Source organism: Microcystis sp. LEGE 00066, from assembly GCF_015207925.1.
GTDB lineage: Bacteria > Cyanobacteriota > Cyanobacteriia > Cyanobacteriales > Microcystaceae > Microcystis > Microcystis ichthyoblabe_A.
On sequence record NZ_JADEVX010000001.1, the window covers coordinates 76,171 to 102,972 of the forward strand.

A 26,802-nucleotide genomic window follows, 5' to 3' on the forward strand; every position below is an offset into this window, starting at 1 on the left:
ATCAGCGATGATAGAAGAATCCACGTCCGTTCACGGCGCGGAGTATGTCAACGGAAGTGTTACCCGAAACCCTTAGAAATTGCCAGAACGATTGGGTCTGAATACCCGCGTGCAGACGTATTAAAAGCATTAACAGCCACATTAACCCCTGCTAATGTTGACTTATCTTTCTGGGAAAATACCCTTCATGCTTTGGGTACTCTCACTCGTCGTAAGTTCCTCGAAACTATTCCCAACTTAGTCCCTTTAATCCTTCATTTTGGGGGGGAGGTTGCTTTAAGAGAAGTGTATCAAGGGATTAGAGAAGTCAGTCGCTGGTGGAAGTGATTGCCCTGTCAATAATTGCTATAATAGCTAAAATGGTCATAATGGCTAGTTTCTATAAAGGTTAGTTATGAAAACATTAGGAGCCTCAGAAGCAAAAAATCGCTTTGGCGAACTGTTAGACTTGGCTCGAAGAGAACCAGTAAAGATAGCAAAAAAGGGACGTAATGTTGCAGTCGTGCTGTCAATCGAGGAATTTGAGAGATTTTCCGAGTTAGAAAATCAACTTTTGGCTTTACAGGCAGAAAAAGCTCATCAAGAAGGTTTTATCGGAACAACAGAAAGTGAGGCTTTACTGTCAGAAATTTTAAATGCTTAAGATTAACCTATCTCGACAGGCAACTAAACGCTTAAAAAAACTGCCAGATAAACACGCCAAACAAGTAGCCACAAAAATAACCGAACTGAGAACAAATCCCTATCCCCAAGATTCTCTAAAGTTAAAAGGATACTCTTATCATAGAGCCGATATTGGTGAATATCGAATCGTTTATCGTGTTGAGGAGCAAACACTAGAAATCTTGCTGATTGACAAACGAAACGATGATGAAATTTATAAACAACTAAAGAGAACAATATAGAGAATATTAATTATCAACCATCAATTAATTAGCGATATTATTCCTGCTAAAATCAAGAAAAACAAATTATTTTTAAACACTCATGAGCATTAATGTAACATTTCCCGAAGAACTTCTCATTGCCGCCAGAGAAGAAAAAGAAACATTCTCTCGTAAAGTCATAATTTATACATTAGGGCATCTTTATCAAGAAGGAAAAATTTCAGCAGGAATCGGCGCACAAGTATTAGGATGCGATAAATATACATTTTATACACTTCTCTCTGAGTATGGTTTTTCCATTATTGATTACACAGCAGAAGAATGGGAATCAGAAATACAAACCAGCCGTAAATTAGCCCAAAAAATCAAAGAGAATGAAGATAATTGTTAATTCTATTCCCAACTTAGCGCCTTTAATCCTTCATTTTGGTGGAGTGGTCGCCTGAAGAGAAGTGTATCAAAGTATTAGGGATGTTAGTCGCTGGTGGCGGTGATTCTCCTCTCACTAATTAGCATCCGTCTTATCCAATTGAATCAGTGATCGCTTTTGCTCTGATATTGTGAGGGATGATTGCTTGTATTTAGCGGTAAATATCCTTTCGATGCCCAATATCAAGAACAATCACCTTCTTTTCTGAATCATCGATCCCATAAATAATTCGATAAACTCCAATCCCAACCCGCCACCCTTCTCTTCCTGTCAGTTTTAGACATCCTGATGGTCTTGGATTTTCAGCTAATTCTCTAATGCCATCTCGAACTTTTTGATAATCATCCTTTGGGAGATTTGCTAAAGCCTTAGAAGCACGTTTTTTAATAGTAATATTGTAACTCATTGCTGACTATTTTCAATTTCAGAGATCGCCACTTCAAAAGGAATTTCATCATCCTCGCCTGAGACAGCCAAATCATAGGCTCTAATGGCATCTAACTCTTCTGATTCTTCCAGCAGTTTCTGATATTCTTCTATATCTAAAAGAACACCTATTCGATTACCCTGCTCATCGGTGATATACCTTTCCTTTAATTTCATTTGAGAACAACTGCCTTAGTTAATTTTCGTTCCAATTATAACTCAGGTGTTAACCCCTGCCAATATTGACCTATCCTTCTGGGAAAAAACCTTTCATGCTTTGGGTACTCTCACTCGTTCTAATTTCCTCGAAACTATTCCCAACTTAGTCCCTTTAATCCTTCATTTTGGGGGGGAGGTTGCCTTAAGAGAAGTGTATCAAAGTATTGGGTATGTTAGTCGCTGGTGGCGGTGATTCTTGTTCTATGAATTAGCCTCCACCTTACCCAATTGAATCAGCAGTCTGCTCCCCAGTGTCTTCGGCAAGCGCAGAAATCCGATAAAATAGTGAATAGGTGACATCGGGAAAAAATTATCTATGGCAACTACATCCGAAGACGTATGGCGACTCTTAGCCGAATTAACTGCTGCTCAAAAAGAAACTGACCTACTATTGAAGGAAGTCAGTCAACAACAGAAGGAAAACGCCCAACAACTCAAGGAAACTGACCTACTATTGAAGGAAGTCAGTCAACAACAGAAGGAAAACGCCCAACAACAGAAGAAAACTGACAAACAACTCAAAGAATTAGGTCAGCAAATTGGGGGACTCGGAGCCAAATTCGGCAGCTTTACCGAAGGACTTGCCCTTCCTTCAATGGAAAAGATTCTCAGACAAAGGTTCGGTATGGAAGTTGTTAGTCCCAGTGTCCGAGTCAGTAAAGATGGAAAACACCTAGAAATTGATGTTCTTGCCTATACCAATGGTGAGCTAAATACTGCCTATATCGTCGAGGTTAAAAGTCATGCTAGAGAGGAATCCATTACACAATTAAAAAGTATTTTGCAACGGTTTCGCAGCTTTTTTCCTGAACACAAGGACAAAAAACTCTATGGCATACTAGCATCAGTTGACTTATCCAACGAATTACGCGAAAAAATTCTGCAAGAAGGGTTTTATGTGGCTCGGATTCATGACCAAGTATTTGAACTCGATATTCCCGATAATTTTCAACCCCGACCTTATTAAAAATTTAAATGTAATCGCTCTATCTTAGCTAAAGGAAAAAACACTCTCTTATTCATGAATCGGCAAAATTCAGTAAAATAGTAATAGACCAAATTAGAGAAAAAAAATTATCTATGGCAACTACATCCGAAGACGTATGGCGAATCTTAGCCGAATTAGCCACTGCTCAAGCCGAATTAACTGCTGCTCAAAAAGAAACTGACAAACAACTGAAGGAAGTTAGTCAACAACAGAAGGAAACTGACCGACAACAGAAGGAAAACGCCCAACAACAGAAGAAAACTGACAAACAACTCAAAGAATTAGGTCAGCAAATTGGGGGACTCGGAGCCAAATTCGGCAGCTTTACCGAAGGACTTGCCCTTCCTTCAATGGAAAAGATTCTCAGACAAAGGTTCGGTATGGAAGTTGTTAGTCCCAGTGTCCGAGTCAGTAAAGATGGAAAACACCTAGAAATTGATGTCCTTGCCTATACCAATGGTGAGCTAAATACTGCCTATATCGTCGAGGTTAAAAGTCATGCTAGAGAGGAATCCATTACACAATTAAAAAGTATTTTGCAACGGTTTCGCAGCTTTTTTTCTGAACACAAAGATAAAAAACTCTATGGCATACTAGCATCCGTTGACTTATCCAATGAATTACGCGAAAAAATTCTGCAAGAAGGGTTTTATGTGGCTCGGATTCATGACCAAGTATTTGAACTCGATATTCCCGATAATTTTCAACCTCGACCTTATTAAAACATCAAAATTGAGATTACTTACTTATTAAGTGTCAAGTTCGCCGCTTTCTTTTCACTGATGACTGATGACTGTTTACTGATAACTGAAAAATCTTCCCACTGCCCATCTGCAAAAAAGATTCTCTTGAGTTGTATAATCTCTAAAGGATTAGCGTACTCAAGAAAAAAATTATTTCATGCTCAGAAAAATTAGACTATCATACTTTGGCTTAATTTTAGGCAGTATTTTAACGGTTATCGGGATCATCGGTTATGCCCAAGGTAACGCCACGGTCAATTTAGCGGGTTTTTTCTACGGATTACCGTTATTATTGGGAGGTTTAGCCCTAAAAGCTTCAGAAATCAAACCGATACCCTTCAGTCAACCCACTAGCCCCGAAATCTTGCAATTGCGCCAACAACAGGCTACTGTCACCCAAACCAAACTTCGCAACGATGTCACCCGCTATCGCTACGGACAGGAAGTGCATCTGGATGAAGCCTTAGAAAAGCTGGGATTAAGCCCCACAGACGAGGAAAGACCGACTTTAGTGGCAATTCGTGAAACTGCTGTTGATTCCGCCTATTGTTTCACCCTAGAATTTGAATCGCCCCTTTTACCCCTAGAAAAGTGGCTGGCAAAACAGGAAAAAATCGAAAGATATTTTGGACCAGGAATTAGAGCCGAAATTAAGCAAGTTGACGAGGAAAAAATTGATTTATCGCTAATTACTATCCCTAACACCTAAATGCTCACGCCTATTCAGTATGGCTTCTTGGTAATCGCTGCCGTGGCTGCCGGCTTAATTAATGCTCTTGCCGGTGGCGGTAGTCTGATTACTTTTCCGACGCTGATGGCGGTGGGTATCCCACCAGTAATGGCAAATGTGACTAATACCGTCGCTTTATGTCCCGGTTATCTGGGGGCAACCCTCGCCCAAAAAAAAGACCTGCACGGGCAACAAAAACGGATTCGATTATTACTACCACCGGCAGTTATTGGCGGCATTATCGGTGGTATTTTGCTGTTAAATAGTAGTGATAAAGTATTTGAGCGCCTGATTCCTTTTCTGATTCTTTTAGCGGCGGCTTTATTGGCTTTTCAAGATACTTTACGCTCTTGGCTACAGCGGCAACAAGGGGACGAAAATGGTCATATACCAGAAATTTTGGCGGTTTTACCCATCGCTCTTGCTTCAGTTTATGGTGGTTATTTTGGCGCAGGTTTAGGGGTAATTGAGTTGGCAATTTTGGGCTTATTTCTCAAGGATAATCTCACGAGATTAAATGCTTTAAAACAGTTGCTTTCTTTGGTGGTTAATGTGGCCGCATCTTGGTTTTTTCTCTTTTCTAATCATGTATATTGGTCGGCAGCGATAGTGGTAGCAGTTGGCTCTTTAATGGGGGGGGTATTGGGGGGAAAACTAGCTAGAATTATCTCTCCTAGTTATCTGCGCCAGACTGTGGTAATTCTGAGTATTATTATCGCTATAGTTTATTGGCTTCGTTAACAAACCGAGTTATAGGCGGTTAAAATGCGTCTTAAGTACGTAGGGGCTGCTGAAAAAGTTTTTCGTGGGGGCAGGGTGTGGGGTGTGGGGTTTTACCCATTTTCAGGTGGTCAATTACCTAATTTTCAGGGAAAAAATCCCTAAATTTTCCCCCCAATCACTCCAATGGTAGGGACTTTTTCAGGGAAAAAAAGTCTAAAAGCCTTATCCAACAAGGTTTTTAGATTTATTCAGCAAACCCTACGTAGGCGTTAAAAATTATCAAATGCTCCCTTATCAAGGGGGGCAGGGGGGATCGAACCCAAAATCTATCTTCAATTTAATTATAACCAGCTACTTAGCTTATCTTAAGGATGAGGTAGGAAATTTTCCCTTTGGGGAGTCAGTCGTCGATAGCAAATTAGGTTATACTGCATCTTTATGAGAAAGACAGTCAACTAAAATGGCTCATTTTAAAACCTGACCCGATAACGTTATAATTTTGCTCGGCAAAACCGCACCAGATGTTTAGTATTGACAAAGCTGCCCTTGTCTAGCATTCAAAACAGGGGTAAGAACCTTCCTTCATGCGATCGCCAGAGCAAATCAGCGAACAAGCTCTCCATAACTGAGATGGGGGCGACAGTGCTGGCAAAAATTCCCTAGCTATACCAGTCTCCTCCAGATGATCTACATAAAAACTTAAGAATGATCCCCGTCTGGTGATAGACTTTTGACTGTTAAGGAAACAAACTAACTAGATAAATCATAGATCAGCTGTAGGGAGGATCATCGAGTGGAAAGTACGCTAGGGTTAGAAATTATCGAAGTGGTCGAACAGGCTGCCATTGCCTCCTCGAAGTGGATGGGTAAAGGCGAAAAAAATATCGCCGATCACGTCGCTGTGGAAGCGATGCGCGAACGGATGAATAAAATCCATATGCGCGGTCGCATCGTTATTGGAGAAGGGGAAAGAGACGAAGCTCCCATGCTCTATATTGGCGAAGAAGTGGGTATCTGTACCCAAGTTGATGCCAAACAATATTGTAATCCCGACGAATTAGTCGAAATCGATATCGCCGTCGATCCCTGCGAAGGCACTAACTTGGTTGCCTACGGTCAAAATGGTTCTATGGCCGTGTTAGCGATCTCCGAAAAAGGTGGATTATTCGCCGCTCCTGACTTTTATATGAAAAAATTAGCCGCTCCCCCAGCAGCTAAAGGTCATGTGGATATTAATAAATCGGCGACGGAAAACCTGAAAGTTCTTTCCGATTGTCTCAATCGTTCCATCGAAGAACTGGTGGTAGTGGTTATGGATCGTCCCCGTCACAAGGAATTAATCCAAGAAATCCGCAACGCTGGGGCCAGAGTTCGTCTGATCAGCGATGGTGACGTATCGGCCGCTATTTCCTGCGCTTTTTCGGGAACTAATATTCATGCTCTCATGGGTATCGGTGCCGCTCCGGAAGGGGTAATCTCGGCGGCGGCTATGCGTTGTCTAGGCGGTCACTTCCAGGGACAATTAATCTATGATCCCGAAGTGGTCAAAACCGGTTTAATCGGTGAAAGTCGCGAGGGTAATATCGCTCGTCTGCAAGAAATGGGCATCACCAATCCCGATCGCGTTTACGGTTGCGAAGAATTAGCCAGTGGCGAAACCGTCCTCTTTGCCGCCTGTGGTATCACCCCCGGCACCCTGATGGAAGGGGTCCGCTTCTTTCATGGTGGCGCTCGAACCCAAAGCTTGGTTATCTCCACCCAATCGAAAACCGCCCGCTTTGTCGATACCGTTCACCTGTTCGACCAACCCAAATACATTCAACTGAGATAATTCCCTGACGCGGTGGGGTGGGTATGGCTCACCTCGCCCCCATTGGTAAAAATATATAAAGTTTTTTTTCAAACATCTTTTATTTGCATCCCGATTGGGACTAAATTGCAACAATTAGAGACATAACGCACTGATCTTTATCAATAATTTTTGTAGCCTGAGCAACATTTGTAGGAGAACATAAATGAATATTGCTGTAGTGGGCTTGAGTCACAAGACAGCCCCGGTGGAAATTCGCGAAAAATTGAGTATCCCGGAAGCGAAAATCGAGTCCGCTCTTACCCACCTCAAGGGTTATCCCCACATCCAAGAGGTGGCGATTATCAGCACCTGTAACCGCTTGGAGATCTACTCCGTGGTTACGGATACGGAAAAGGGCGTGGTGGAAATTACCCAGTTTCTCGCTGAAATCGGACATATTCCCCTTAATGTCCTGCGTCGTTATCTGTTTACCCTACTGCATCAGGATGCTGTCCGTCATCTGCTCCGGGTGTCCGCCGGTTTAGAAAGTCTTGTCCTCGGGGAAGGGCAAATTCTCGCTCAAGTTAAAAATACCCATAAATTAGCTCAGAAGTACAATACTATTAGCCAATTACTCGATCGCCTGTTTAAACAAGCGATGACTGCCGGTAAGCGCGTCCGCACGGAAACCAGTATTGGCACGGGGGCCGTATCGATCAGTTCGGCGGCGGTGGAGTTAGCCCATGCTAAGGTGGCAGACCTCAGCGGCAAGAAAATCGCTATTATCGGGGCAGGGAAAATGTCCCGATTATTAGTTACTCACCTTCTGGCTAAGGGTTCTCAGCAAATTGCGATCGTCAATCGCTCCCAAAGACGAGCCCAGGAGTTGGCCCGTGAATTTCCTAACGTACCAATCCAACTATATGGCTTAGAAGAGATGATGGCTACAGTAGCGGCATCGGATATCGTCTTCACCAGTACGGGAGCCACGGAACCAATTTTAACTAAAAATTTATTGACAGAAGTGACGATTACTGCTACATCGCTGATGTTAATCGATATTTCTGTTCCCCGTAACGTCCACACCGACGTGAAGGAATTGGCACAAGTGCAAGCTTTTAACGTCGATGATCTCAAAGCGGTGGTTGCCGCCAATCAGGAAAGTCGCCGTCAGATGGCCAGGGAAGCAGAGGCACTCCTAGAGCAGGAAGTGGAAGCTTTCGAGCTTTGGTGGCGTTCTTTGGACACTGTCCCGACAATTAGCTGTTTAAGAAGCAAAATTGAAGATATTCGCGAACAGGAATTAGAAAAAGCCCTCTCCCGTTTGGGGACGGAATTCGCCGAAAAACACCAAGAAGTTATCGAAGCAATGACCCGCGGTATCGTCAATAAAATCCTTCACGAACCCATGGTACAACTGCGGGCCCAACAGGATATCGAAGCGCGTAAGCGCTGTTTACAATCCCTACAAATGCTCTTTAATCTCAGTGTCGGGGAAGAATATAGTTAGAGTCCGACAATTGACAAAAATTAAGGGTGATTCTACTGGTCTGTTAAGATGATTTTGAGGGATTGGGGGCGAATAATTTGGCAGCATTCCCCTATCCACAATTTCAAGATTGACAGACCACTAAGCGGTTGACTCTCTAAAAGACTGTCCATGAGTGCCGGAGTTGGCAGCAGGGAGCCGTATAATTGATAGTGCGATCGCTGTAGGGTGCGTTCCCTAATGCAAGTCCTACTGCTCCACCAATAGATTTTTGGGAACGCACCATGCTCATTCATTGAAGCTGTGAGTCTAAGAGTGCGGTGTCGAAGCCACGGCCTAACAGTACGTCAATGAGAAGTAGGATAGAGGAGGGTGTGGGACCGCAGGGAGTGATATGATTAATAGTTAGACTGTCAAAAACTGAGTTCTCTCTTTCACAGAGTCGTCATCAATTTCATTGTTAGCTCGTTATACTTGGAAAAGCATACTAAGCCTGAGTAATATGGAAAACCTTGCTGAAAAAGTAGCCTTACTCGAAAAAGCAGTCTCAGATGAGAGAAAAAGGCTGTCGTCTGATAGACTTGACATTTCTTTTGGGGAGTTGATCAACCTATACAAAAATGGTGAATTAATAATTAGACCAGAGTATCAGAGATTATTCCGATGGTCAGAAGCACAAAAAACTGCACTTATAGAATCAATTCTACTCTCGATTCCAATTCCTCCAATATTTGTGGCCGAGGATAAAAACGGTGTATGGGAATTGGTCGATGGATTGCAACGTGTTTCTACTTTCATAAGTTTTTTTGGTGAACTAAAAGGTAGTGGATGGACAATTGACTATCAAGAATATATAGACAGATCAGGAGTCGAAGAAGAAGAAGAAATTGATGAGGAAAGCGGGGAAGAAACTGGAGAGATAAAAACTATAAATAAATGGACTTTGCAAGAAGGAGGATTAGTCAAAAGCTTGCAAGGCTTTAATGTTGACAATCTTCCAACAAATCTAAAAATAAACTTAAAAAGGGCTGTTTGTAGAGTTGAAATTCTGAGAGGAGAAAGTAGTACTTCCATGAAGTATGAGTTGTTCAAAAGACTAAACTCTGGAGGTTCAAAATTAACTCCACAAGAGATAAGAAATGCAATTTATCGAGGGGTTAATCCCAGGCTTAACGAGCTTTTACTAAAAGTTAGTAAAAGCGAAGTTTTCAAATATCTTACTCAATTAAGTAGTGGCAAACTTAATGAATTATATGATCAAGAATTAGTTCTTAGGTTTTTTGCTTTCTACAAAAATGCTGAAAATGTTAATGAAAATATGGAGAAGTTTTTAAACGATTTTATGGAGAGAACTGTTCAGAACGCTAATTTTGACTATGATGTTTATGAATCTCTCATCATGAAAGTTTTAGAGTTAATTTACCAAATAGAAGACAACAAGATATTTAGAAACGAGAGAAACTTATTTGTTCCAGCTTATTTTGAGGGGATATTAATCGGAGTTGCTCAAAATATCGAGACGTATGCTGAAGACCTTGAACTTTTGAAATCAAAGATAACACAATTAAAAAGTGACAACGACTTCAAAAGGTATTCTGGAACCGCTTCTAATAGTAGAAGTCGGATTAGAAATCGTCTTAAAAGAGTAGATGAAATTTTTCAATAATAAACTTAGCAATAGGCTATGGATGATTTTGATAGGGCATTGCAAGAGATTATTGAGGAGAGAATATCTGTTCTTTTCGAAATTGAGAGAGCAATTTTTACGAGAAGGTACTCTCTATCTTCAAAGCATCAAGACATTTTCTCAACTCAATCAATATCGATGATTTATTCTTTATGGGAAAGCTTTATCCAAAAATCTTTCAACCTCTATATTGATGAACTTAATAAGGTTGGCAGAGATCTTCATGATTTTTGCGATGAAATAGTTATTCACCACATGGAAAACTCCTTTAAACAGTTCAAGGAATATCCTACAAATGACAATAGAAAAGTAAGGTTTTTTGCTTCACTTAAAGAGTTTCACGCTGGGGATAGCTGCACTTTTTCAAGAGTTGTTAATACCGAGAGTAATGTTGGTTTCAACGTCTTAAACAAATTACTCAAAAGCTTTGCACTTGAAAAGTTTCCAGAACATTGGAAGGATTATGCACATCCGAATCGTAATTTAAAGGAATCCTTAGAGTTATTTCTGCGGTTACGCAATGCTGTAGCTCATGGAGGTGATTTAGCACCAAAGGATAGGATTAACCAGGAAGTCTATACCAGATTTAAGAAGTTGGTGACAGATTTGATGTACGAAATCCGATTGAAAATGTTGTATGGTCTTAAACATAAAACATTCTTAAAGTCGCAGTAGCATATTGTAATAAATAGGGTCTGCTGAAAAAGTTTTTCCTGGGGGTAGGAGTCAGTAGCCGGTCGTCAGTAGCCGGTCGTTTTAGGCTTTGTTGCCCTTGTTTTTTGTACCAAGCGATGTACTAAAGGAAGGATAATGCAAGGTTTTTGAAAGTCCCAATCCTATTTTCGCAGCATGAACATCGGACTTTAACAGGTCAAAAGCTTTATTTTAAAAGGGTTTTACCATTATTCAGCAAACCCTAAATAGCAGGTAATCTTTAATTTTTGGCAGCACTTCCTTCAGAATAAATCCTTCAAATGTTACCGCATCCACTGCACCGTATATATTGACTGATGCCACAACTTTTTCTAAGCTTATAGCACCAATTATTGAAATATTTTTCCCTCTTTTTTGTGGTTTTCTTCCCCAAGCTCTTCGGCCAATTAAGGCTCTAGCATAGAGTCTTAATTGGGCTAAATTTACCCCCGATTCATCGATGAAAATTAGTTTTGATGCCTAAATTTCTCGGTTCTTCGGTTTCTGTTATGTAATGTACGGGGGTTATAAGGGACGGAACCCTTATAGAGAAAAACGTTTGGCGATTTTTGTCAATTGTTTTTGATCTAGAGCGAACTAATCAATTAAATCTCTTGCCAGATAAGGATTTAGTTTATTTATGCCACCCTATCGAACCATAAAAAGTAACGAAGAGCCAATTTCTCGCACTTGAGACCAGTATTCCACTCTTTTTTGCTGTACCCTGTCACTTTCTTTTTCCGCCGCGTGTAGTGTTTTTGCCGAAGCCTGACTGCTGACTCCTGACTCCTAACCCCACCAACAAACTTTTTGCCGCAAACCCTATTTAACGATTTGCCTTGAATTTTCGTTTTTTTGCCAGTATTCTCGCCAAGGAAGTCCAGAAATCGATCTCTATAGGCTCAATTTCGCTGCTAAAGCGATCGCTACTGGGAAAATGCGATGTTCTTGCACTTGAATGCGTTCGTGGAGACTGGCTGCGGTATCATCTGGGAGAATGGGAACCACTGCTTGCATTAAAATTGGGCCACTATCTACCTCCGCGCGAGCGATATGCACAGTACATCCGGTCACTTTTACCCCCGCGGCTAAAGCTTGTTCCACGGCACGCACACCTTTAAAACTGGGTAGTAAACTAGGATGGATATTGATCACGCGATCGGGAAAAGCATCTAGTAAAACCGGGGTGACAATTCGCATCCAGCCGGCCATAATTACCCATTTTACGCCGTATTCTTGGAAAGTTTCGACTATTGCCCGATCGAGTTCTTCTCTGGGTTTAAATTGACGATGATCGAGGAAAATCGCGGGGATATTGTAGTGATCGGCTTTTTCTTTTACCTTGGCATCGGGATTATTGTAGATGAGGACAGGAATCCGGGCATTTAGCTGTTTTTTGGCGATCGCTGCCGCCAAAACCGCAAAATTGGAACCACTACCAGAAGCCATCACTCCTAAAGAGAGGGTTTCCTCTAGGGGAATATCGGCCAAACTAAGATCGGGAGAAATTAAACTTGGGGAAATTGTCATCATATTTTATAAGCGAGTTCGAGTGCATTGCAAAAGCTATTGAGGCGATTCAGCAAAGCATTATAGTAAGAATAAGCATCATCCCGTTCCTCTTGGAGATAGCCATACAAGGTTAGCTCTGGCTCTGCAGCTAGGTGATTTTTAGGGATATCGAAACCGACTTCGGTTAGGCGCGTCGCTGCGATCGCAACTAGCAACGCCCCAATGGTATTAGACTCACCATTGTGAATATCCCTCAGTCCGGGTAAGATGATCTCGACCCCTGGCAACTCATTGAGATTCATGATTGTTTCTCCTCTGGTGGACATTGAAAACGTTCAATGAAGTTCTCGACTCTGCTTCTCAGCACATCAGGGTTAAGGGAGGGGAATCGAAAAAATCCCTATCCCCGTTGTTTCAAACCAGTTTCAATAGCAGCAATTACTGTTTCTATGACTTTAACGCGAGCGAAATACTTATCATTTGCCGCCACAATTGTCCAAGGGGCGACGGGGGTGCTAGTACGGGCTACCATGTGATTAACTGCCACATGATAGAGGGGCTGTTTTTCCCGATTGCGCCAATCTTCATCGGTGAGTTTATGCTGACGATAGGGGTTAGTTTGGCGTTCATTGAAGCGATTTAACTGTTCTTCGGGGCTAATATGTAACCAGAATTTGACTAAAACACAGCCTGAATGGGTTAATTGTGCTTCAAATTCGTTAATTTCTTGATATGCCCGTCGCCACTCCATATCTTTAGCGAATCCTTCCACTCTCTCCACCAAAATCCGTCCATACCAACTGCGATCGAATATACCGATAGTTTTGGCTGCGGGTAATTTCCGCCAGAAGCGCCAGAGATAATGATAGCGGTGTTCTTCCTCCGTCGGGGCAGCAAAGGCAATCACTTGATAACTGCGAGGATCGAGGGTATCGGTTAAGCGTTTGATCGCACCTCCCTTACCGGCGGCATCCCACCCCTCAAACAGAACTAAAACGGGGATATTTGCCTGAAAAATCTCTAATTGCAGTTTTCTTAATTCTACCTGTGCCTGACGCAAACGGATTTTATAGTCTTCTTTTTCCAATTTGGCACTTAAGTCCACTCTCCCCAGATAATCCGGTTCCGTGGGCAGTAATTGGGCTTGGGGTGGTAGATTGACAGGAGGTTCGATCGGTAATCGTCGCTGATCCAAGGCTTGAGCGATCGTACCGACTAATTGGGAGAGAACTTTTACCCGGGCCCAACGTTGACAGTTGCCCTCCACCAATATCCAAGGGGCGGCCCCCGTGCTAGTGTAGGTAATCATTTCCTCGGCTAAACTGGCATACTCATCATAACGTTTGGCCTGTTGCCAATCTTCAGGACGCACACGCCAAGATTCTAGTTCATTTTCGGCGTATTCTTTGATGCGTGACTTTAATTCCTTTTGACTGAGGTGAATCCAGAATTTAGCGATCGCAACCCGATCATCAAATAATTGTCGCTCAAAGGTGTTGATATCGCGCATGACTAGGGGAATCTGGGAGGAGGGCAATTTGTTTAAGAGTCGATCCTCTAGTAGATGGGTGTACCAACTGTGATAAAAAATGCCGATACTGCCTTTTGCTGGCAGTTTTTGCCAAAATCGCCACAAAAACGGGTAACTTTCCTCTTGGGGGGAAGGGGTTAAAATTGGATGGACGGTAAAACCGCGAGGATCCATATAGTTAACCATTTTTTTGACTAAAGTTCCCTTCCCTGCCGCCGCCCAACCTTCCAAAACCACCACCACGGGTAATTTACATTCCCAACAGGACTTCTGTAGCGATCGCAGTTGCTGCATTAAATCTTTAATTTGTGATTGATAAGTTTCTTTGTCAAGGGAAAGAGATAGATCGAGGGGACTTAACATGATGGTCAACTCAAAGCAAAATTAGGGTATAAAGTTATAGACAAGTCAATTTCAAATAGGTATGATCGCGTGTCTCAAGTTAAACCTACGATTCTCGTTACTGGCGGTGCGGGTTATATTGGTTCCCATGCAGTTCTAGCGCTCAAAAATGCCGGTTATTCCGTCATCGTACTCGATAATTTATCCTACGGTCACGCCGAAATCATTAAGGATATATTAAAAGTTGAGTTAATTGTCGGTGATACTAGGGATCGATCGCTGCTGGATAATTTATTTGCCAGTCGTGATATTGCTGCCGTCATGCACTTTGCCGCTTTTATTGCCGTGGGGGAATCGGTACAAGAACCGGCTATTTACTATCAAAATAATGTTAGTGGTAGTCTGACTCTTTTGCAAGCGATGATCGCCGCCGATGTGAAGAAATTTGTTTTTTCTTCCACCTGTGCCATTTATGGAATGCCGAAGGAAATTCCGATGACGGAAAATCACCCCCATCATCCCCTTAGTCCCTACGCAGCCAGTAAGGAAATGGTGGAACAAATTCTTAGGGATTTTGATCGGGCCTATGGTTTAAAATCGGTGGCTTTCCGTTATTTTAATGCGTCAGGAGCCGATCCCAGTGGTTTATTAGGGGAAGATCACCAACCGGAAACCCATTTAATTCCCTTGGCTTTATTAACTGCTCTAAAAAAACGGGATTCCCTGTCAATTTTTGGCACGGATTATGATACTCCCGATGGTACTGCTGTGCGTGATTATATCCATGTTAATGATTTAGCTCAAGCTCACGTTTTAGGCTTAGAATATCTCTTAAATGGGGGCGAAAGTAATGTGTTTAATTTGGGCAATGGTAACGGTTTTTCTGTGCGGGAAGTGATTGAAACAGCGCAAGCGGTAACTGGTTTGGATATTCCCGTCATCGAAAGTCCCAGAAGAGCAGGTGATGCCCCTATTTTAATCGGCAGTAGTGATAAAGCTAAACAGGTTCTCGGTTGGCATCCCCAATATGCCGATCTTAAGGTAATAGTTGAACACGCTTGGAATTGGCATCAAAAAAGACACGCTTAACGGCGATCGAGTGCTAAACTTTAGTATTATCAGATTGAACAATTCTATCAGTCGATAACAGTAAAAAACTACTAGAGGCTGATAGTTTACCGCTATAAGCTTCTCTAGAATCATCTCAAATACAATGGTATGAATAACAAAATAATCTTAATATTTATGGGCTTGACTTTTTTGGCAAGTTGTGCTGATAGTAAACAGTTTCAATGTCAAAAAATCTATCGGATTGCCAACGAAGTCGCCCAAGAAACCAAATCTTTAACCAAGGGTCAAGGGACAGAAATTGACCAAAAAAGTTGGCTATTAGCCGCCGATAAAATCGAACAGGCCGCGGAAAATATGAAAAAATTAGCAGTGAAGGATCCTGAAATAGAGAAATATAAGACCACTTTCGCTCAAGTTTACGAAGATTATGCCACTGCCACTCGTGAAATAATTCAAGTGATCGAAACTCGCAATAAAAACGGGGCAAAATTAGCACAGGAAAAGGTCAGAAAAGCCGGCCAATTAGAAAAAGAAACTGGCGAAGCTTTTAATACCTATTGTCAAGCACAGTAAAGCAGTTATCAGTTATCAGTTATCAGTTATCAGTTATCAGTTAGAACCTGTTGGGGTTTTGGGGTATTAGTTGAAATTTCCCCATCTCCCTATCACCTCACTTCTGTACTTTAGGGTTTAATTGCATACAAAGTGCCGACATTTTTACTGCGAGGCATCCGGGAGAAGATGATAAAACCGAAGTCTTGCAGATGTTTGACTAAAGCATCGGGACCCTTTTTATGCCATTCCATCATGACAATTTTAATCTGTCCCAATTGACCAGTTGCCGCTAAAGAATCGAGGATTTCGTATTCGGAGCCTTCACAATCAATCTTGGCAACAATATCAATATCGGGATAGTCAGAGGTAATACCTTTAAACACATCGGTGAAAGGTTTCAGAATTAAATCGGCTGTAGCGGTTTGTTTCGAGGCAAAAGGTTTTAATTGGTTGTCAATACCAGAAATACCAACACTAGCTTTCACGGTGTAATCGTATTCGACTTGAATAATTTCATCCCGAGCGCCGACTCCATAATCAAAAGCTTTAATCTTCTCCGCTAGATTAGGATTGAGGGCAAAATTTCTTAAAGCTTGGTCGTAGGTAGCCTTAAAAGGTTCGTAACTATAGACAGCTTTCACATTAGCTCGATTAGCAAAAAAGAGACTAGCAAAACCCGTATTCATACCAATATCGATCACTACACAGGGCTTGTTATAGAGGAAATTATATACACCTAAAAGGAAAATTTCATGAGCGATATCTAAATCCTGTCCCGTCTCGATAATTAACTTAACTCCATCGATCTCGATAATTAATTCCTGTTGCTCATCAATATAAAATTTACAATCAGCCAGAGCTTTTAAGGCTCCAGCTTTGTTACAAACTTTACTAACCAAGAGGAAGTCTTGCTTATTTTTGCTTAAACTGATACCTAAAGGTTTATAAAAAAGTTGACCAGATTTAGCATCATATTCCACATAATTAGGACTAATATTATGCTCTGCCAACTGACTAGACCAATATTGATCAGCAATATGAGGATAAGTCTTAAATTGCCGATAGCGTTTATGTGCATCTAACAGTTTTTGATAAAGCATTGCTTGTCTAGCCTCAATTTTTTAGGATTGCTGGAGTTAATTTTATGGACAAGTCTGACAAAGTTTGATAGGCTTGTCAAGAAAATCTCTCGTCTCTGTGCATCAGAAGTCAGGAAACCCATCTCAAACAAGGTAACACAGACCATCAGGAGTTAACAAGGCTTGAATTACTCTGATTTTATATTTTGGTGGATATTAATCCTTTTTAGCGTTCCTTTCTTAACGGCGCGTTATATAGCCAAGTCCTTCAATCTCTGGCGAGGTGTTTTTGATGGAGTTGGATTAGCGGTACTTTCCCTGATCCTGTTTTATTACGCCAGTCGCACCAGTTTCCTCGTTTTCATCGTCTCCCTAGCCTTTAACTACATTATGGTCTGGCTAGTGCTGAAAATGAGCGGCTGGAAAGCGAATCTCCTAGCCATTATCGTTATCGTCATCGATATTCTTGTCCTCGCCTACTTCAAGTATTTCGGCTTTTTTGTCCAAGAAATCATCGGATTATTCGTTTCTCTCCCTCCCAATTGGAAGGAACTTTCCCCAATTCCCGTGCCTAGCCAAATACCGCCGGGGGTGTCCTTCTATAGCTTCCAGATGGTGGCTTTCGTGGTGGACTCCCTACGCGAAAAGAAAAAGAAACCCCTAGCCGTCCTCGATTATGTCAATTTTATCTCCTTTTTCCCCCAGATTGTCGCAGGTCCGATCGAGCGTCGCCGGGATTTATTACCACAAATGGAGGGATTTCGCCTCAAATTTACAGGAGAAAACTTCGAGGAGGGTTTGCGTTGGCTTTCCCTCGGTTTATTTATGAAATTTGTCCTCGCCGATAACCTGGCTCCCTACATCCAATTAGATAAGATGATCGACAATGCTTGGTATATCTGGTTTGAGGCCTTTTTATTCACCCTGAGAATCTATTTTGACTTCGGTGGTTATAGCTTTATTGCTGTCGGTTTAGCCTATTTTGTCGGGGTTAGATTAGAAATGAACTACCCCGCCGCAAGCGGACGGGGTATCAGAATCAAAATAGACTCAATTGTAGATTTTGGTGTAGCTGCAGGTATTCTTTATCTTGTTCTTTTACATATCTCGCTATCATACCTTCATCCCCATGCTTTCCTACCGTACTTGCGTAATATCCATCACTCCAAAACTCTCCTCCCCACAACTGCTTTTTCACTTGAGGACACTTTTTGAAAATTTCTCTCGCCGTTATACTTTTAATCATTGTCACTATCCTTGTCACACTATAGGTCGGTACTGATTGCACCAGAAAATGCACATGATCTTTATCCACTCCAATTTCTACAAACTTTATCTCGTATCGTTTTTCCATCTCTAGACAGACTTCTTTCAACAAGCTATCTACCTGTTCGTCGAAAACGGCTTTACGATATTTGGCTGGGAACACTAAATGATATAGCAAAACACTTACATTATGGCTCTTATGGATGTATTCACTCATTTTTCTATTGTACGCCGCGAGCGGCGGGGAATTAGACCCGAAGAGATTAAACTTTTTAGCCCCCTATACATCCCAAAGTATTAACGAATTTTGGCGACGTTGGCATATTACCCTCAGCACCTGGTTTCGGGATTATGTGTTTTTACCCCTGATGGGTTCCAATAAAAATTGGGCGCCTTTTTACCTATTTATCACCTTTACTCTCTCTGGTTTCTGGCACGGTGCAGCTTGGAATTTCATCTTTTGGGGGGCTTACCACGGGGCATTATTATTATTACTGCGTTATTTAGGCCGACCTTTCTATGCTTTTGTCGGAAAATACGTTTTTCAGCCGCAAATTGTCTCCTGGGCTTTAACGCAATTGGCGGTCATTTTTGGTTGTCTCTTTTTCATGGAGATTAACACCAGAAGATTAATTGGCAAAATGCTGATTATTGCCAATCCTTTCAATTATTCCTTAGCTAATATCGCTGAGATTTTTAGTTCCTATAGTCTCAATCAAGGAGCAGTTTTAAGCGTCGCTTTAGCTCTTGGTATCATTGTCTTAATCCTCGAACATCTGGCTGTTGCCCAGAAAAAGTTTGAATATGAACTATTACTATCGCCTTGGCTGTCTAAAATATTGCTAGGTTTAACTATTCTCCTAGCTTCCACTAATACCAGTGATTTTATTTACTTTGAATTCTGATGAATACTAAATCTTTTAACATTTTCCCCTGGTTAGCTTCTCTGGGAGTCGCTTGGTCCCTCGGCTTTGTTTATAATGTCATCTACGGCGGCGAATTAAGCTGGCTGCGGATGATGTACGAAGAAAAATCAGCGATCGCAGATAGGATCGAAGGACCGCGACGTTTAATCGTCACGGCAGGATCGGGGGCGCATTATAGCATAAATTCGGAATTAATGGTCAAAGAATTGGGAATACCGGTGGTTAACTTCGGTTTACAGGGTGATATCGGGTTAAATGTCATTGCCGCTATGATTCTCGAAAAAGCACGCAAAGGGGATGTAATTCTGCTGATTCCTGAATATCTCATGCTCATGGATGAGGACGGTTTTAATCGCGGCGAAGGACTTTGGGGATCCGCACCTTTTAGCGTCGCTATTGGCAAACCGGGGTTAGGTGGAATACCTTTAAAAACCATGATCGAGGATACTTGGTTATTAGGTATTCCGGGGATGCGTGCAGTCACTAAATCCACGGTTGATTTATTCACTAAAGGCAGAATGACGGGTTATCTTTCCGATCCGATTACTAATACAGGAGATCCGACTATAGTTAAGGAAAAAACAGGGAAATGGAAATGGTGGCAAATGACCTTTGATACTCCTGTCTCTGCTCACTCGATTAAATTGATTGAAAAACTCAAGAAAGATTTAGAAGCAAAAGGGGCGACTTTAGTGGTTTCTTTGCCCTGGGTTTATGCCAAAAATGATGGTAAAACCTTGGCTAATATTCGCAAATCTGCCGAAGAATTAAGTCGGGTTGTGCCAACAATTTACGACCCAAAAGACTTGAATATTAAGACCGATTCTACTATTTTTGCTGACACTCACTATCATCTTTTGCCCCCAGCGAGAATTATTCGTTCAGAACAATTAGTTTCGGAACTGAAACCTCTCTTAAACACAACTGAGAATAAAAATCCATGAATAAACCTATAACTAAGATTTGCATTCTCGGTGGTGGTTTTGGAGGGTTATACACAGCACTCAATTTGAGTCGATTAACAGCAGTAAAATCAGGTCAATGGCAAATAACTTTAGTCGAACCAAAAGACCATTTTCTCTTTACTCCTCTTCTCTATGAACTAATTACAGGAGAATTGCAACGCTGGGAAATTGCCCCCTCCTACCGTCAATTATTAACAGGAACTCAGATTAATTTAAAAACTCAAAAAGCCAGTAATATTGATTTAAACAATCATCAAGTATATTTAGAAAATGAGGAAATTTTAGATTACGATTACCTCGTTTTAGCGGTGGGAGTGCGGAATTGTTGGCCGGATATACTGGGGTTAGCTGATTATGGGCTAACTTTTCGGAGTTTAGAGGATGTAGAAAAATTACAAACAGCAATTCATGACTTAGAAACTCAAGGAAAATCCTCAATTAATTTAGCAATTATTGGCGGTGGTCCCAATGGGGTAGAATTAGCCTGTAAGGTGGCTGATCGTTTAGGAAAAAAAGGCAAAGTTTATCTAGTGGAAAGGAACGAGGAAATACTGCAAAACTTCCCTAAATCGGTGCGTGTTGCTTCCTATCGTTCCCTTTTAGCCAAGAATGTTAGTCTCTATTTAAACACGGGATTAAGGGAAGTTGCAGCTAATTCCATAACCGTATTTAAAGATAATACAAATGAATTTATCCCCATTGATTTATTATTGTGGACAGCAGGAACCCAAGCACAGGATTGGATCAATAATTTAGATTGTCAGAAAACAGCACAGGGCAAATTATTAACCCGTTTCAGTTTACAATTAATCGACTATCCCGAAGTTTTTGCCCTTGGGGATCTAGCCGAAATTTATCCTAATAAACAGGTAATTCCTGCCACAGCACAAGCAGCCTATCAAGCAGCCAGTCTATTAGCAAAAAATATCTCGGCAGTGATCAGAAAAAAATCGCCCCAACCCTATTATTATCTTCATTTAGGTGATATGTTAACCCTGGGTAAACAATCAGCCCTTGTTTCCAGTTTTGGCATTAATATTACTGGTAGATTGGCTGATATAATGCGTCGCTTTGTCTATATACTGCGTTTACCCAGCCAACGCCATCAGTTAAAAGTGTTTCAACATTGGGCAAAAAAAATTCTTTTCCGATTCCGTTATTCACAGGTGTTATCTAATACTAAATCCGTTGAGTATAGGCTACATATCAGGAGAGGAACAAGGCAAAAGGGAGAATAAATAATCAGTTTTTAATAACTGGATTTAGTATCATAAGCTAAACGGCTTTTACTTCGGATCACCGATATAGACTCCAAAAGGGTTATAGCTATTGGATCATGCAGGTTAAGCGCCGTTTAGCTTACCATCGCTGCTCTTCTTCGAGTTCTGTCAAAATTAGGGTTGCGATTGCATCCTGTGGAGCGGTTGACAAGGTTTTTAAGCGGGCGATCGCTCGCTTAAGTCGTTCAGTCATATACAACATCCAACGTATAGGGCTTAATATACTCTAGCTTCCACGTTACTACAACAATGGCGTACTGCTACCCAGTGCTTTCGGCATCGCACTTAAACTCACATCTTTAATCAATGTGCATGGTGCGTTCCCTAACTCGGTGGAGCAGTGGGAGCCAGATTAGGGAACGCACCCTAGAAGATCTGAATGTATATCTGATGGTTAAACGCTTAAGATCGGTGATCGCACTACGTTATTCACAGTTGTTATCTAAGCAACCGATTGAATCAAAAAATACTCGTTAAATAGCTAAAGAAAATTGATTTAGTCAATTTTCAACTCAGCTAATTTAGTTTATATAAATAGGCTTCGGGAGTTTCTAAAACAAGATTAGCTTTCTGCTCTAGCGATGGAGTTTTAGTTAGGGAAAAAATGGGAAATAGATCATTCATTTCTAAGTCCATTTTAAACTTGGATTGCAGTATATAGTCACCTGTTTGACAGCTATTAACAACCTGTAAGTTTCTTTTAGTTATATGATTATCAATATAGTCGTATTGATTGTTTATTTTTCTTTTGCCTTTCTTGGCTGGATAACAAATATTTGATCTAGGGGGAATCTGATTAAAAATGTCTATAATATCAGAAGCAGATAGTAGTCTTTCTGTACTATATTTGCTAGATATATAGCGTTGATCGAAGTAGAGATTTGTAGCGATAGAATAACCAATTAATCCAATTAAAATAATACCGAAAAATCTTGGCCATTTGTTGTTAAAATTTAAGTAAGCCAAACTGATAATTCCCATCAACATTGGTGCAAACCAAATTAATATTTTACGGTGAGAGAAAAAGTATTCTTCTTGATAATTGGAAGCAGCATACATAAAAATTAGCCAAGTTAGAGCAAGAACAGCTAATATAGTTTTGTTACCTTGAAACTTTCTGAGGGTAAAGTATAAAGAAATAACACAAAAAAACACTGACAAAAATAAATTAAACCATAGCCAATCCTTCGAGATAAAATACACTTGATTACCAAGAAAAACAAACTCCCAAATAGCTTTAAATAAGCGAGCTAACAGATTACCACTTTGAGTTGTTGTCTCGTCCGAACCTATAATTGCATTGATGATCGCTTTGGTGTTGCTAAAATTACGAGCGATTTCTACTTTCCAATAGTGTAGTAGAGCAATATTCGAGGAAATAATCGCTAAAAAAGGTAAAAGACACTTGAGAAAATTTTTCCTGTTTTTATAGACAAACCATAGAGAAGTAAGGACACATACGACAGGAAGAACGAACATTGTAGTAGAATGTAAACTTACCAAGATGGCTAAAATTACACCATAGACTATCCAAGAAATTGCTTGATAATATGAAGATTGTTTAGTCTCTAACTGAAATTTATAAAGAAGTACAAAGATTATTAGAAAAAACGGTATTGGACTAGGATTCCAAGAAAAATTACTAATAAAATAGTCTGTATAAAACGTGCTATACCAAAACCCAGCTAGACTCGATAAGAGGATTCGCTTGGAAAATTCCACCTTTTCCAAAAGTTGATAAACTAGATAGATTAGGAGTGGAATCGCTAAAAAGGAAAAAACACCATTAGCTAAAACTAGAAAAGCGGGATCGGAACCAAAAATAGTAAAAGGAAATACTAAATAAAAGTAAAGAGGAGGAATAGTAAAGGGATATTTTCCTCCAGAACCAGCCATACCTAAAGCGGGTATTTTTCCCTGCCACATATTGATTACAGTATTGCCAATTACTATCTGATCGGGCTCTGGTCCGATATCAAAGGTAACGTATTCAAAAGCAGTGATAATTCTCGTAAAAAATGCGAAGGCAATGGCTAAGATTATCAAAACCACTGCTGTTAACTGCATTCTATCTTTGGGTCTGAAGTTAATTAATTTTTGCATTGATTAACATAATTTACGAATGACGATTTGAGATTATACAACTTCAACTCTATTATACAAGAAAACAAGGCTGAAACTACAAGATCGGCGATCGCACCATGCGATCAGCGATTGCACTTGATTTACGGTCGGTTCTGTCTCAAATGTGAAAGTAGTCATACCATGTATCGAGTAATGTTGTCTGATGTTCTATCACCAGCCGATCAATTTGATTCAACTCATGTTCTTGAAAGTCTATGTTAAAATCATAGTGATTAGGCTTATCAACTCCGCCTATGGATGAAAGCTTTGAATGGGATGAAGATAAAAATCGTTTAAACCAACAGAAACACGATGTTTCCTTTGAATTAGCTCAATATGCATTTTTTGACCCCAACAGAGTTATCGTATAAGATCTGGCTCACAGTCAAGAAGAAAATCGATTTTACTGTATAGGGCAAATCAATGAAGAAATTATCACAGTACGCTTTACTTACCGGGAAGGAAAAGTTAGAATTTTTGGAGCTGGTTGTTGACGAAAAGGACGTAAACTATATGAACAGCAAAATAACTTATACTGATGAACCAATGGAACTGGGACAAGTCGTTAAAGATTTTTTACCGCCTCCAGACCAGTTAGTTCCTAAAGGTAAAACCAAAACTACTCAAGTAACATTAGAATTAACAGAAGAAAGTGTAAGCTTCTTTAAATCTCAAACAGATCGAAAGCAAATTACTTAGGAAAAAATAATCGAATTACTGGTGAAACAATATGCTCGTGAATGTATATCTGATGGTTAAACGCTTCATAAGAGCATTGTCTAACCGACATTATAGCTGACTTGAAAAAGGTCCGTTACACGCGCGTTTTCGCACCCTACAAGATCGGCATCGCACTTAAACTCACAACTTTAATCAATGTGCATGGTACGTTCCCAAAAATCTACTGGTGGAGCAGCAGGAGCCAGATTAGGGAATGCACCCTATGGCGATGGCGTGCTGCTACGCAGTGCCTTCGGCATCGCACTACAATTGCTCCAGCAGCATATCGTACTCTGCATGGGAACCAACCCAGAACCAAATCACCGTATCATCCTCTAATTGACCGACAGCACGATAATCCCTATTGATGCGTGCAGAATAGATGGGCAGCTTTGGATGGACTTTCTTGAATCGCAAGCTGGGATAGCTTGGGTCTTCTTTGAATTGCCGATACGCTTTACGGGTCTGCTCTTGAATCGGTTTTGGAAGATTTGCAAACATCTCCCGAAAACGAGCAGTGGTACAAGACTTCACAACGTTTCTGGGTCTAATTCTTGAGTCTTGCCCAATCGATGTTCTGCCATTGCTTCGGCTGCTAGTTTAGCCAGCAAGTTTGGTGAGCGGGCAAAGGAGTCATTCCATCGCTTTTCTTCTTCGAGTTCTGCCAAAATTAGGGTTGCGATCGCGTCCTGTTGATCGGTTGACAAGGTTTGTAATTGGGCGATCGCCTGCTCAAGTCGTTCAGTCATAGACAACATCTAACGTATAGGGCTTGATATATTCTAGCCTCCACGTTGCTACAGCGATGGCGTACTGCTACCCAGTGCCTTCAGCATTGCACTTAAACTCACAGCCTCAATAAATGTGCATGGTGCGTTCCCAAAAATCGATCGGTAGAGCAGTAGAATACAGATTAGGGAACGCACCCTACGGCAATATTATCCCTTGTGAATTCGATAGGTCACGGTGTAATCCCAACTCGAATACCATCCTCCTTTTTTTCGGAGAGTCCAAAACTGGGCGTGGCTCCCACTGGGAATTGCTGAAACTGGCAAATCACGCTTGAGTTGTCCCAATTCATCATCTTTATCCAGCATCATTGCGAGTCCTACACCCGCAATCGCAAGCGGAAGAATTGTTCCCGTAATTTGGGCAGGGGGATAGGGAACCGCTTTTAAGCCCGCAGATATGGCACTTCCCACTTTCGTCACCATTTCACCATGCTTTGACCAGTCTTTGTTTGCGTCTTCATCATATCCAGCGAAGGCAATGTACAAAGTGTTGTTTTCAGGTACGTCATCATCAAATATAATACCGCCCCCTTTACCAAATGGTTTGCGCTGCTTGTCGTTAATTTTAATAGGAACAGTCAAGACTGGGCGAATTTTCAGATCATCGCCTGTCGCTCCTAATTTTGAGTAAGAACCGACACCACCCAAGATGTAAAAATCATCCGCACCAGTAACATCCTCAGTGTCACGGCAATATACATCAACCAGCTCAATTCGAATTCTAGTCATGGCTTTTAACTCTATGTAGGTACTGTTATCCGAGGGTTGCCGCATAACTGTTAATTATACGGAAACTCTCTGTATAACACTCTTCAGAGTAACGATATGGGTCAACTTTCTGTATGTCACTCCATTTAGGCGCAATCGCAAGAAACTTCCCCCAGATCACACTCAAAAGCGTGTCAACCAGATGAGCTTACTGCAAACAATCTACTTTTAAGGAGACTTATCACAGGGGCCTTCTGGGATTCTAGCAAAGATTCTTGTATCTGGCTGCACTTTGTCACAAAATTTCACTATTATTTCGGGTGCGGTGATTTGTTATAGCGGTTTTCAGTCTAATTAAAGTATGGTAAATCCCTTGTTATGCCGCTGCCATCCTTGTTTTCAAATACAAAAACATGAATCTGCCTGTTATTGATGTGCCGACCTATACGCTCGTAGCAATTGATTGATCTGTGTTTGATAGCCACGCCCTTGAGACTTAAACCACTCTAATACATCGCTATCAATGGGGAGTGTAACTTGAGCCTTGGCTTTTGTAGCAGGTAAACCCCGCCGCACTACCGCCTTAGCAAACATTTCTGGCGTAATCTCTGGACAATCTGATAAATCAATATCTTCATCGCTCATCGCATCCAATCGTTGCCAATCAGTTTGAGAGTTGCTCGAAGTAGGTTCGTTGTTCATATTTCGTCCTGGAGTTCTAGCAAAGATTCTTATATCTGACTGCACTTTGTCACAAAACTTTACTATTATTTTGACACTTTTAATGGTTGGAGAGGAAACATTAATCGCCAAGTATGGTCAATTTTTGTCCAAAGCATTTGAGGAAATGACCTAAATAAATAGCCAAATATAGCACTATTTTCTTTGTTCCCCAAAAGCTGGACATACTCGCGCTTTTGGGAAATTTAAAACTATTGAATAGGGGAAATTAACCGATAATTAGGGCTTGCTGAAAAAGTACGGGGTAACCGTTTAGCGGGGGAACGAAATCTGGTAATCTAAGAGGCATGGATGAGAAGCACCTACTAGAGACGGCAGGAATTGACGCAGAGGATTGGGAAAAGACCCCAGCCAGTGTCAGACAGCTAGTGGTGCAGTTGGGGG

General features: G+C 41.1%; 31 protein-coding genes and 3 pseudogenes. 21 read left to right on the forward strand and 13 right to left on the reverse strand.

The genetic code is table 11. From position 1 onward, the window contains the following. Positions 1-394: 394 nt before the first annotated feature. The 3 genes from IQ224_RS00145 to IQ224_RS00155 all read left to right on the forward strand — a co-directional run bounded on the left by IQ224_RS00145 (position 395) and on the right by IQ224_RS00155 (position 1,278). Positions 395-643 carry a type II toxin-antitoxin system Phd/YefM family antitoxin gene (locus IQ224_RS00145; RefSeq protein ID WP_002739617.1) on the forward strand — a complete coding sequence of 83 codons (249 nt, stop codon included), beginning with the start codon at positions 395-397 and terminating at the stop codon, positions 641-643. Continuing rightward, a complete protein-coding gene (locus IQ224_RS00150; protein WP_002739840.1) occupies positions 636-905 on the forward strand; it encodes a type II toxin-antitoxin system RelE/ParE family toxin in 270 nt (89 codons plus the stop codon). Before IQ224_RS00145 ends, IQ224_RS00150 begins: the two co-directional genes overlap by 8 nt. Positions 906-987: 82 nt before the next feature. Next, positions 988-1,278: a UPF0175 family protein gene (locus tag IQ224_RS00155; protein ID WP_104398401.1), complete on the forward strand. Its 291-nt coding sequence runs from the start codon at positions 988-990 to the stop codon at positions 1,276-1,278. 190 nt (positions 1,279-1,468) lie between these two features. Here the strand turns inward: IQ224_RS00155 and IQ224_RS00160 are convergent, their stop codons facing one another. Both IQ224_RS00160 and IQ224_RS00165 read right to left on the reverse strand, forming a co-directional pair. After that, the gene (locus IQ224_RS00160) at positions 1,469-1,723 is read right to left on the reverse strand and encodes a type II toxin-antitoxin system RelE/ParE family toxin (protein WP_084989973.1); all 255 of its coding nucleotides are present in this window, start codon (positions 1,721-1,723) and stop codon (positions 1,469-1,471) included. Continuing rightward, the gene (locus IQ224_RS00165) at positions 1,720-1,920 is read right to left on the reverse strand and encodes a hypothetical protein (RefSeq protein ID WP_084989972.1); all 201 of its coding nucleotides are present in this window, start codon (positions 1,918-1,920) and stop codon (positions 1,720-1,722) included. The genes IQ224_RS00160 and IQ224_RS00165 overlap by 4 nt, the downstream gene beginning before the upstream one ends. A gap of 46 nt (positions 1,921-1,966) precedes the next feature. Between IQ224_RS00165 and IQ224_RS00170 the strand changes: the two genes are divergently transcribed. The 9 genes from IQ224_RS00170 to IQ224_RS00210 all read left to right on the forward strand — a co-directional run bounded on the left by IQ224_RS00170 (position 1,967) and on the right by IQ224_RS00210 (position 10,789). Next, positions 1,967-2,155 (forward strand): hypothetical protein, encoded by a 189-nt coding sequence (locus IQ224_RS00170; protein WP_084989971.1) that lies wholly within the window; start codon positions 1,967-1,969, stop codon positions 2,153-2,155. A 123-nt stretch (positions 2,156-2,278) separates the two neighbouring features. Then, positions 2,279-2,929, forward strand: a complete 651-nt coding sequence (locus IQ224_RS00175) for a DUF3782 domain-containing protein (protein ID WP_002748281.1) — start codon at positions 2,279-2,281, stop codon at positions 2,927-2,929. A 113-nt stretch (positions 2,930-3,042) separates the two neighbouring features. Next, the gene (locus tag IQ224_RS00180; protein ID WP_084989970.1) at positions 3,043-3,672 is read left to right on the forward strand and encodes a DUF3782 domain-containing protein; all 630 of its coding nucleotides are present in this window, start codon (positions 3,043-3,045) and stop codon (positions 3,670-3,672) included. 178 nt (positions 3,673-3,850) lie between these two features. Then, positions 3,851-4,402, forward strand: a complete 552-nt coding sequence (locus IQ224_RS00185) for a DUF2854 domain-containing protein (protein WP_002739647.1) — start codon at positions 3,851-3,853, stop codon at positions 4,400-4,402. Continuing rightward, on the forward strand, positions 4,403-5,164 hold the full coding sequence (locus IQ224_RS00190) for a sulfite exporter TauE/SafE family protein (RefSeq protein WP_036402674.1): 762 nt from the start codon (positions 4,403-4,405) through the stop codon (positions 5,162-5,164). Between the two features lie 775 nt (positions 5,165-5,939). Further along, entirely contained in the window at positions 5,940-6,977 is a 1,038-nt protein-coding gene (gene glpX, locus IQ224_RS00195; protein WP_002748655.1) for a class II fructose-bisphosphatase, read from the forward strand. A 184-nt stretch (positions 6,978-7,161) separates the two neighbouring features. Continuing rightward, positions 7,162-8,448: a glutamyl-tRNA reductase gene (locus IQ224_RS00200; RefSeq protein ID WP_002748653.1), complete on the forward strand. Its 1,287-nt coding sequence runs from the start codon at positions 7,162-7,164 to the stop codon at positions 8,446-8,448. Positions 8,449-8,929: 481 nt separating this feature from the next. After that, the gene (locus tag IQ224_RS00205; protein WP_002748648.1) at positions 8,930-10,093 is read left to right on the forward strand and encodes a DUF262 domain-containing protein; all 1,164 of its coding nucleotides are present in this window, start codon (positions 8,930-8,932) and stop codon (positions 10,091-10,093) included. An 18-nt stretch (positions 10,094-10,111) separates the two neighbouring features. After that, entirely contained in the window at positions 10,112-10,789 is a 678-nt protein-coding gene (locus IQ224_RS00210; RefSeq protein WP_002740199.1) for an MAE_28990/MAE_18760 family HEPN-like nuclease, read from the forward strand. Between the two features lie 255 nt (positions 10,790-11,044). On the opposite strand, the pseudogene IQ224_RS00215 reads toward IQ224_RS00210, so the two are convergent. The 4 genes and pseudogenes from IQ224_RS00215 to pap form a co-directional block, all read right to left on the reverse strand. Next, positions 11,045-11,287: pseudogene (locus IQ224_RS00215) on the reverse strand (transposase); the annotation flags it as partial. 414 nt (positions 11,288-11,701) lie between these two features. Then, a complete protein-coding gene (purN, locus tag IQ224_RS00225) occupies positions 11,702-12,340 on the reverse strand; it encodes a phosphoribosylglycinamide formyltransferase (RefSeq protein ID WP_036402974.1) in 639 nt (212 codons plus the stop codon). Beyond that, positions 12,337-12,621: a hypothetical protein gene (locus IQ224_RS00230; protein ID WP_002748643.1), complete on the reverse strand. Its 285-nt coding sequence runs from the start codon at positions 12,619-12,621 to the stop codon at positions 12,337-12,339. Before IQ224_RS00230 ends, purN begins: the two co-directional genes overlap by 4 nt. A gap of 98 nt (positions 12,622-12,719) precedes the next feature. Then, positions 12,720-14,213: a polyphosphate:AMP phosphotransferase gene (gene pap / locus IQ224_RS00235; RefSeq protein ID WP_002748642.1), complete on the reverse strand. Its 1,494-nt coding sequence runs from the start codon at positions 14,211-14,213 to the stop codon at positions 12,720-12,722. 69 nt (positions 14,214-14,282) lie between these two features. On the opposite strand from pap, the gene galE reads away from it, so the two are divergent. Together galE and IQ224_RS00245 are read left to right on the forward strand one after the other, a co-directional pair. After that, positions 14,283-15,281, forward strand: coding sequence for a UDP-glucose 4-epimerase GalE (gene galE / locus IQ224_RS00240; RefSeq protein ID WP_002748641.1), 999 nt, complete (start codon positions 14,283-14,285; stop codon positions 15,279-15,281). Between the two features lie 129 nt (positions 15,282-15,410). Then, positions 15,411-15,836 carry a hypothetical protein gene (locus tag IQ224_RS00245; RefSeq protein ID WP_002748640.1) on the forward strand — a complete coding sequence of 142 codons (426 nt, stop codon included), beginning with the start codon at positions 15,411-15,413 and terminating at the stop codon, positions 15,834-15,836. A 110-nt stretch (positions 15,837-15,946) separates the two neighbouring features. On the opposite strand, the gene IQ224_RS00250 is transcribed toward IQ224_RS00245, so the two are convergent. Beyond that, the gene (locus IQ224_RS00250; protein WP_002748633.1) at positions 15,947-16,918 is read right to left on the reverse strand and encodes an FkbM family methyltransferase; all 972 of its coding nucleotides are present in this window, start codon (positions 16,916-16,918) and stop codon (positions 15,947-15,949) included. Positions 16,919-17,080: 162 nt separating this feature from the next. Between IQ224_RS00250 and IQ224_RS00255 the strand changes: the two are divergent. After that, positions 17,081-17,899 (forward strand): annotated as a pseudogene (locus tag IQ224_RS00255) (MBOAT family protein); the annotation flags it as partial. Between the two features lie 37 nt (positions 17,900-17,936). Here the strand turns inward: IQ224_RS00255 and tnpA are convergent. Continuing rightward, entirely contained in the window at positions 17,937-18,380 is a 444-nt protein-coding gene (gene tnpA / locus IQ224_RS00260) for an IS200/IS605 family transposase (RefSeq protein WP_002740761.1), read from the reverse strand. Here tnpA and IQ224_RS00265 point away from each other — a divergent pair. The 3 genes and pseudogenes from IQ224_RS00265 to IQ224_RS00275 all read left to right on the forward strand — a co-directional run. After that, positions 18,355-19,068: pseudogene (locus tag IQ224_RS00265) on the forward strand (MBOAT family O-acyltransferase); the annotation flags it as partial. The gene tnpA and the pseudogene IQ224_RS00265 overlap by 26 nt on opposite strands. Next, positions 19,068-20,033, forward strand: coding sequence for a hypothetical protein (locus IQ224_RS00270; RefSeq protein ID WP_002748630.1), 966 nt, complete (start codon positions 19,068-19,070; stop codon positions 20,031-20,033). The pseudogene IQ224_RS00265 and the gene IQ224_RS00270, both read left to right, overlap by 1 nt. After that, positions 20,030-21,292: an NAD(P)/FAD-dependent oxidoreductase gene (locus IQ224_RS00275; protein WP_002748629.1), complete on the forward strand. Its 1,263-nt coding sequence runs from the start codon at positions 20,030-20,032 to the stop codon at positions 21,290-21,292. The genes IQ224_RS00270 and IQ224_RS00275 overlap by 4 nt, the downstream gene beginning before the upstream one ends. Positions 21,293-21,850: 558 nt before the next feature. Here IQ224_RS00275 and IQ224_RS00280 read toward each other — a convergent pair. Continuing rightward, positions 21,851-23,437: a hypothetical protein gene (locus tag IQ224_RS00280; protein ID WP_002748623.1), complete on the reverse strand. Its 1,587-nt coding sequence runs from the start codon at positions 23,435-23,437 to the stop codon at positions 21,851-21,853. Positions 23,438-23,712: 275 nt separating this feature from the next. Between IQ224_RS00280 and IQ224_RS23695 the strand changes: the two genes are divergently transcribed. The 3 genes from IQ224_RS23695 (at position 23,713) to IQ224_RS23700 (ending at position 24,517) form a co-directional block, all read left to right on the forward strand. Continuing rightward, the gene (locus IQ224_RS23695) at positions 23,713-23,829 is read left to right on the forward strand and encodes a BrnT family toxin (RefSeq protein ID WP_002748622.1); all 117 of its coding nucleotides are present in this window, start codon (positions 23,713-23,715) and stop codon (positions 23,827-23,829) included. A gap of 52 nt (positions 23,830-23,881) precedes the next feature. Continuing rightward, positions 23,882-24,157: a hypothetical protein gene (locus tag IQ224_RS00290; protein WP_228036038.1), complete on the forward strand. Its 276-nt coding sequence runs from the start codon at positions 23,882-23,884 to the stop codon at positions 24,155-24,157. Between the two features lie 183 nt (positions 24,158-24,340). Continuing rightward, positions 24,341-24,517, forward strand: a complete 177-nt coding sequence (locus tag IQ224_RS23700) for a hypothetical protein (RefSeq protein ID WP_002748619.1) — start codon at positions 24,341-24,343, stop codon at positions 24,515-24,517. On the opposite strand, the gene IQ224_RS00295 is transcribed toward IQ224_RS23700, so the two are convergent. From IQ224_RS00295 to IQ224_RS00310, 4 genes are all read right to left on the reverse strand, one after another. After that, positions 24,443-24,712 carry a type II toxin-antitoxin system RelE/ParE family toxin gene (locus tag IQ224_RS00295; protein WP_002748618.1) on the reverse strand — a complete coding sequence of 90 codons (270 nt, stop codon included), beginning with the start codon at positions 24,710-24,712 and terminating at the stop codon, positions 24,443-24,445. The genes IQ224_RS23700 and IQ224_RS00295 overlap by 75 nt on opposite strands. After that, the gene (locus tag IQ224_RS00300) at positions 24,709-24,927 is read right to left on the reverse strand and encodes a hypothetical protein (protein WP_002748617.1); all 219 of its coding nucleotides are present in this window, start codon (positions 24,925-24,927) and stop codon (positions 24,709-24,711) included. The genes IQ224_RS00295 and IQ224_RS00300 overlap by 4 nt, the downstream gene beginning before the upstream one ends. A gap of 189 nt (positions 24,928-25,116) precedes the next feature. Continuing rightward, positions 25,117-25,698 (reverse strand): hypothetical protein, encoded by a 582-nt coding sequence (locus tag IQ224_RS00305; protein WP_036402971.1) that lies wholly within the window; start codon positions 25,696-25,698, stop codon positions 25,117-25,119. Between the two features lie 405 nt (positions 25,699-26,103). Then, positions 26,104-26,379 (reverse strand): BrnA antitoxin family protein, encoded by a 276-nt coding sequence (locus IQ224_RS00310; protein ID WP_036402980.1) that lies wholly within the window; start codon positions 26,377-26,379, stop codon positions 26,104-26,106. Positions 26,380-26,802 lie beyond the last annotated feature (423 nt).

Excerpts from the sequence above, each read along its gene's own strand:
- IQ224_RS00280 (WP_002748623.1), bottom strand. The coding sequence starts at position 23,437 with ATGCAAAAATTAATTAACTTCAGACCCAAAGATAGAATGCAGTTAACA.
- IQ224_RS00200 (WP_002748653.1), top strand. The coding sequence starts at position 7,162 with ATGAATATTGCTGTAGTGGGCTTGAGTCACAAGACAGCCCCGGTGGAA.
- tnpA (WP_002740761.1), bottom strand. The coding sequence starts at position 18,380 with ATGAGTGAATACATCCATAAGAGCCATAATGTAAGTGTTTTGCTATAT.
- IQ224_RS00310 (WP_036402980.1), bottom strand. The coding sequence starts at position 26,379 with ATGAACAACGAACCTACTTCGAGCAACTCTCAAACTGATTGGCAACGA.
- IQ224_RS00290 (WP_228036038.1), top strand. The coding sequence starts at position 23,882 with ATGAAGAAATTATCACAGTACGCTTTACTTACCGGGAAGGAAAAGTTA.
- IQ224_RS00165 (WP_084989972.1), bottom strand. The coding sequence starts at position 1,920 with ATGAAATTAAAGGAAAGGTATATCACCGATGAGCAGGGTAATCGAATA.
- IQ224_RS00245 (WP_002748640.1), top strand. The coding sequence starts at position 15,411 with ATGAATAACAAAATAATCTTAATATTTATGGGCTTGACTTTTTTGGCA.
- IQ224_RS00180 (WP_084989970.1), top strand. The coding sequence starts at position 3,043 with ATGGCAACTACATCCGAAGACGTATGGCGAATCTTAGCCGAATTAGCC.
- pap (WP_002748642.1), bottom strand. The coding sequence starts at position 14,213 with ATGTTAAGTCCCCTCGATCTATCTCTTTCCCTTGACAAAGAAACTTAT.
- IQ224_RS00305 (WP_036402971.1), bottom strand. The coding sequence starts at position 25,698 with ATGACTAGAATTCGAATTGAGCTGGTTGATGTATATTGCCGTGACACT.
- IQ224_RS00250 (WP_002748633.1), bottom strand. The coding sequence starts at position 16,918 with ATGCTTTATCAAAAACTGTTAGATGCACATAAACGCTATCGGCAATTT.
- IQ224_RS00230 (WP_002748643.1), bottom strand. The coding sequence starts at position 12,621 with ATGAATCTCAATGAGTTGCCAGGGGTCGAGATCATCTTACCCGGACTG.
- IQ224_RS00210 (WP_002740199.1), top strand. The coding sequence starts at position 10,112 with ATGGATGATTTTGATAGGGCATTGCAAGAGATTATTGAGGAGAGAATA.
- IQ224_RS00270 (WP_002748630.1), top strand. The coding sequence starts at position 19,068 with ATGAATACTAAATCTTTTAACATTTTCCCCTGGTTAGCTTCTCTGGGA.
- IQ224_RS00150 (WP_002739840.1), top strand. The coding sequence starts at position 636 with ATGCTTAAGATTAACCTATCTCGACAGGCAACTAAACGCTTAAAAAAA.
- IQ224_RS00155 (WP_104398401.1), top strand. The coding sequence starts at position 988 with ATGAGCATTAATGTAACATTTCCCGAAGAACTTCTCATTGCCGCCAGA.
- IQ224_RS00160 (WP_084989973.1), bottom strand. The coding sequence starts at position 1,723 with ATGAGTTACAATATTACTATTAAAAAACGTGCTTCTAAGGCTTTAGCA.
- IQ224_RS00300 (WP_002748617.1), bottom strand. The coding sequence starts at position 24,927 with ATGACTGAACGACTTGAGCAGGCGATCGCCCAATTACAAACCTTGTCA.
- IQ224_RS00185 (WP_002739647.1), top strand. The coding sequence starts at position 3,851 with ATGCTCAGAAAAATTAGACTATCATACTTTGGCTTAATTTTAGGCAGT.
- IQ224_RS00275 (WP_002748629.1), top strand. The coding sequence starts at position 20,030 with ATGAATAAACCTATAACTAAGATTTGCATTCTCGGTGGTGGTTTTGGA.
- IQ224_RS00145 (WP_002739617.1), top strand. The coding sequence starts at position 395 with ATGAAAACATTAGGAGCCTCAGAAGCAAAAAATCGCTTTGGCGAACTG.
- IQ224_RS00190 (WP_036402674.1), top strand. The coding sequence starts at position 4,403 with ATGCTCACGCCTATTCAGTATGGCTTCTTGGTAATCGCTGCCGTGGCT.
- IQ224_RS23695 (WP_002748622.1), top strand. The coding sequence starts at position 23,713 with ATGGATGAAAGCTTTGAATGGGATGAAGATAAAAATCGTTTAAACCAA.
- purN (WP_036402974.1), bottom strand. The coding sequence starts at position 12,340 with ATGATGACAATTTCCCCAAGTTTAATTTCTCCCGATCTTAGTTTGGCC.
- IQ224_RS23700 (WP_002748619.1), top strand. The coding sequence starts at position 24,341 with ATGGTACGTTCCCAAAAATCTACTGGTGGAGCAGCAGGAGCCAGATTA.
- IQ224_RS00175 (WP_002748281.1), top strand. The coding sequence starts at position 2,279 with ATGGCAACTACATCCGAAGACGTATGGCGACTCTTAGCCGAATTAACT.
- IQ224_RS00205 (WP_002748648.1), top strand. The coding sequence starts at position 8,930 with ATGGAAAACCTTGCTGAAAAAGTAGCCTTACTCGAAAAAGCAGTCTCA.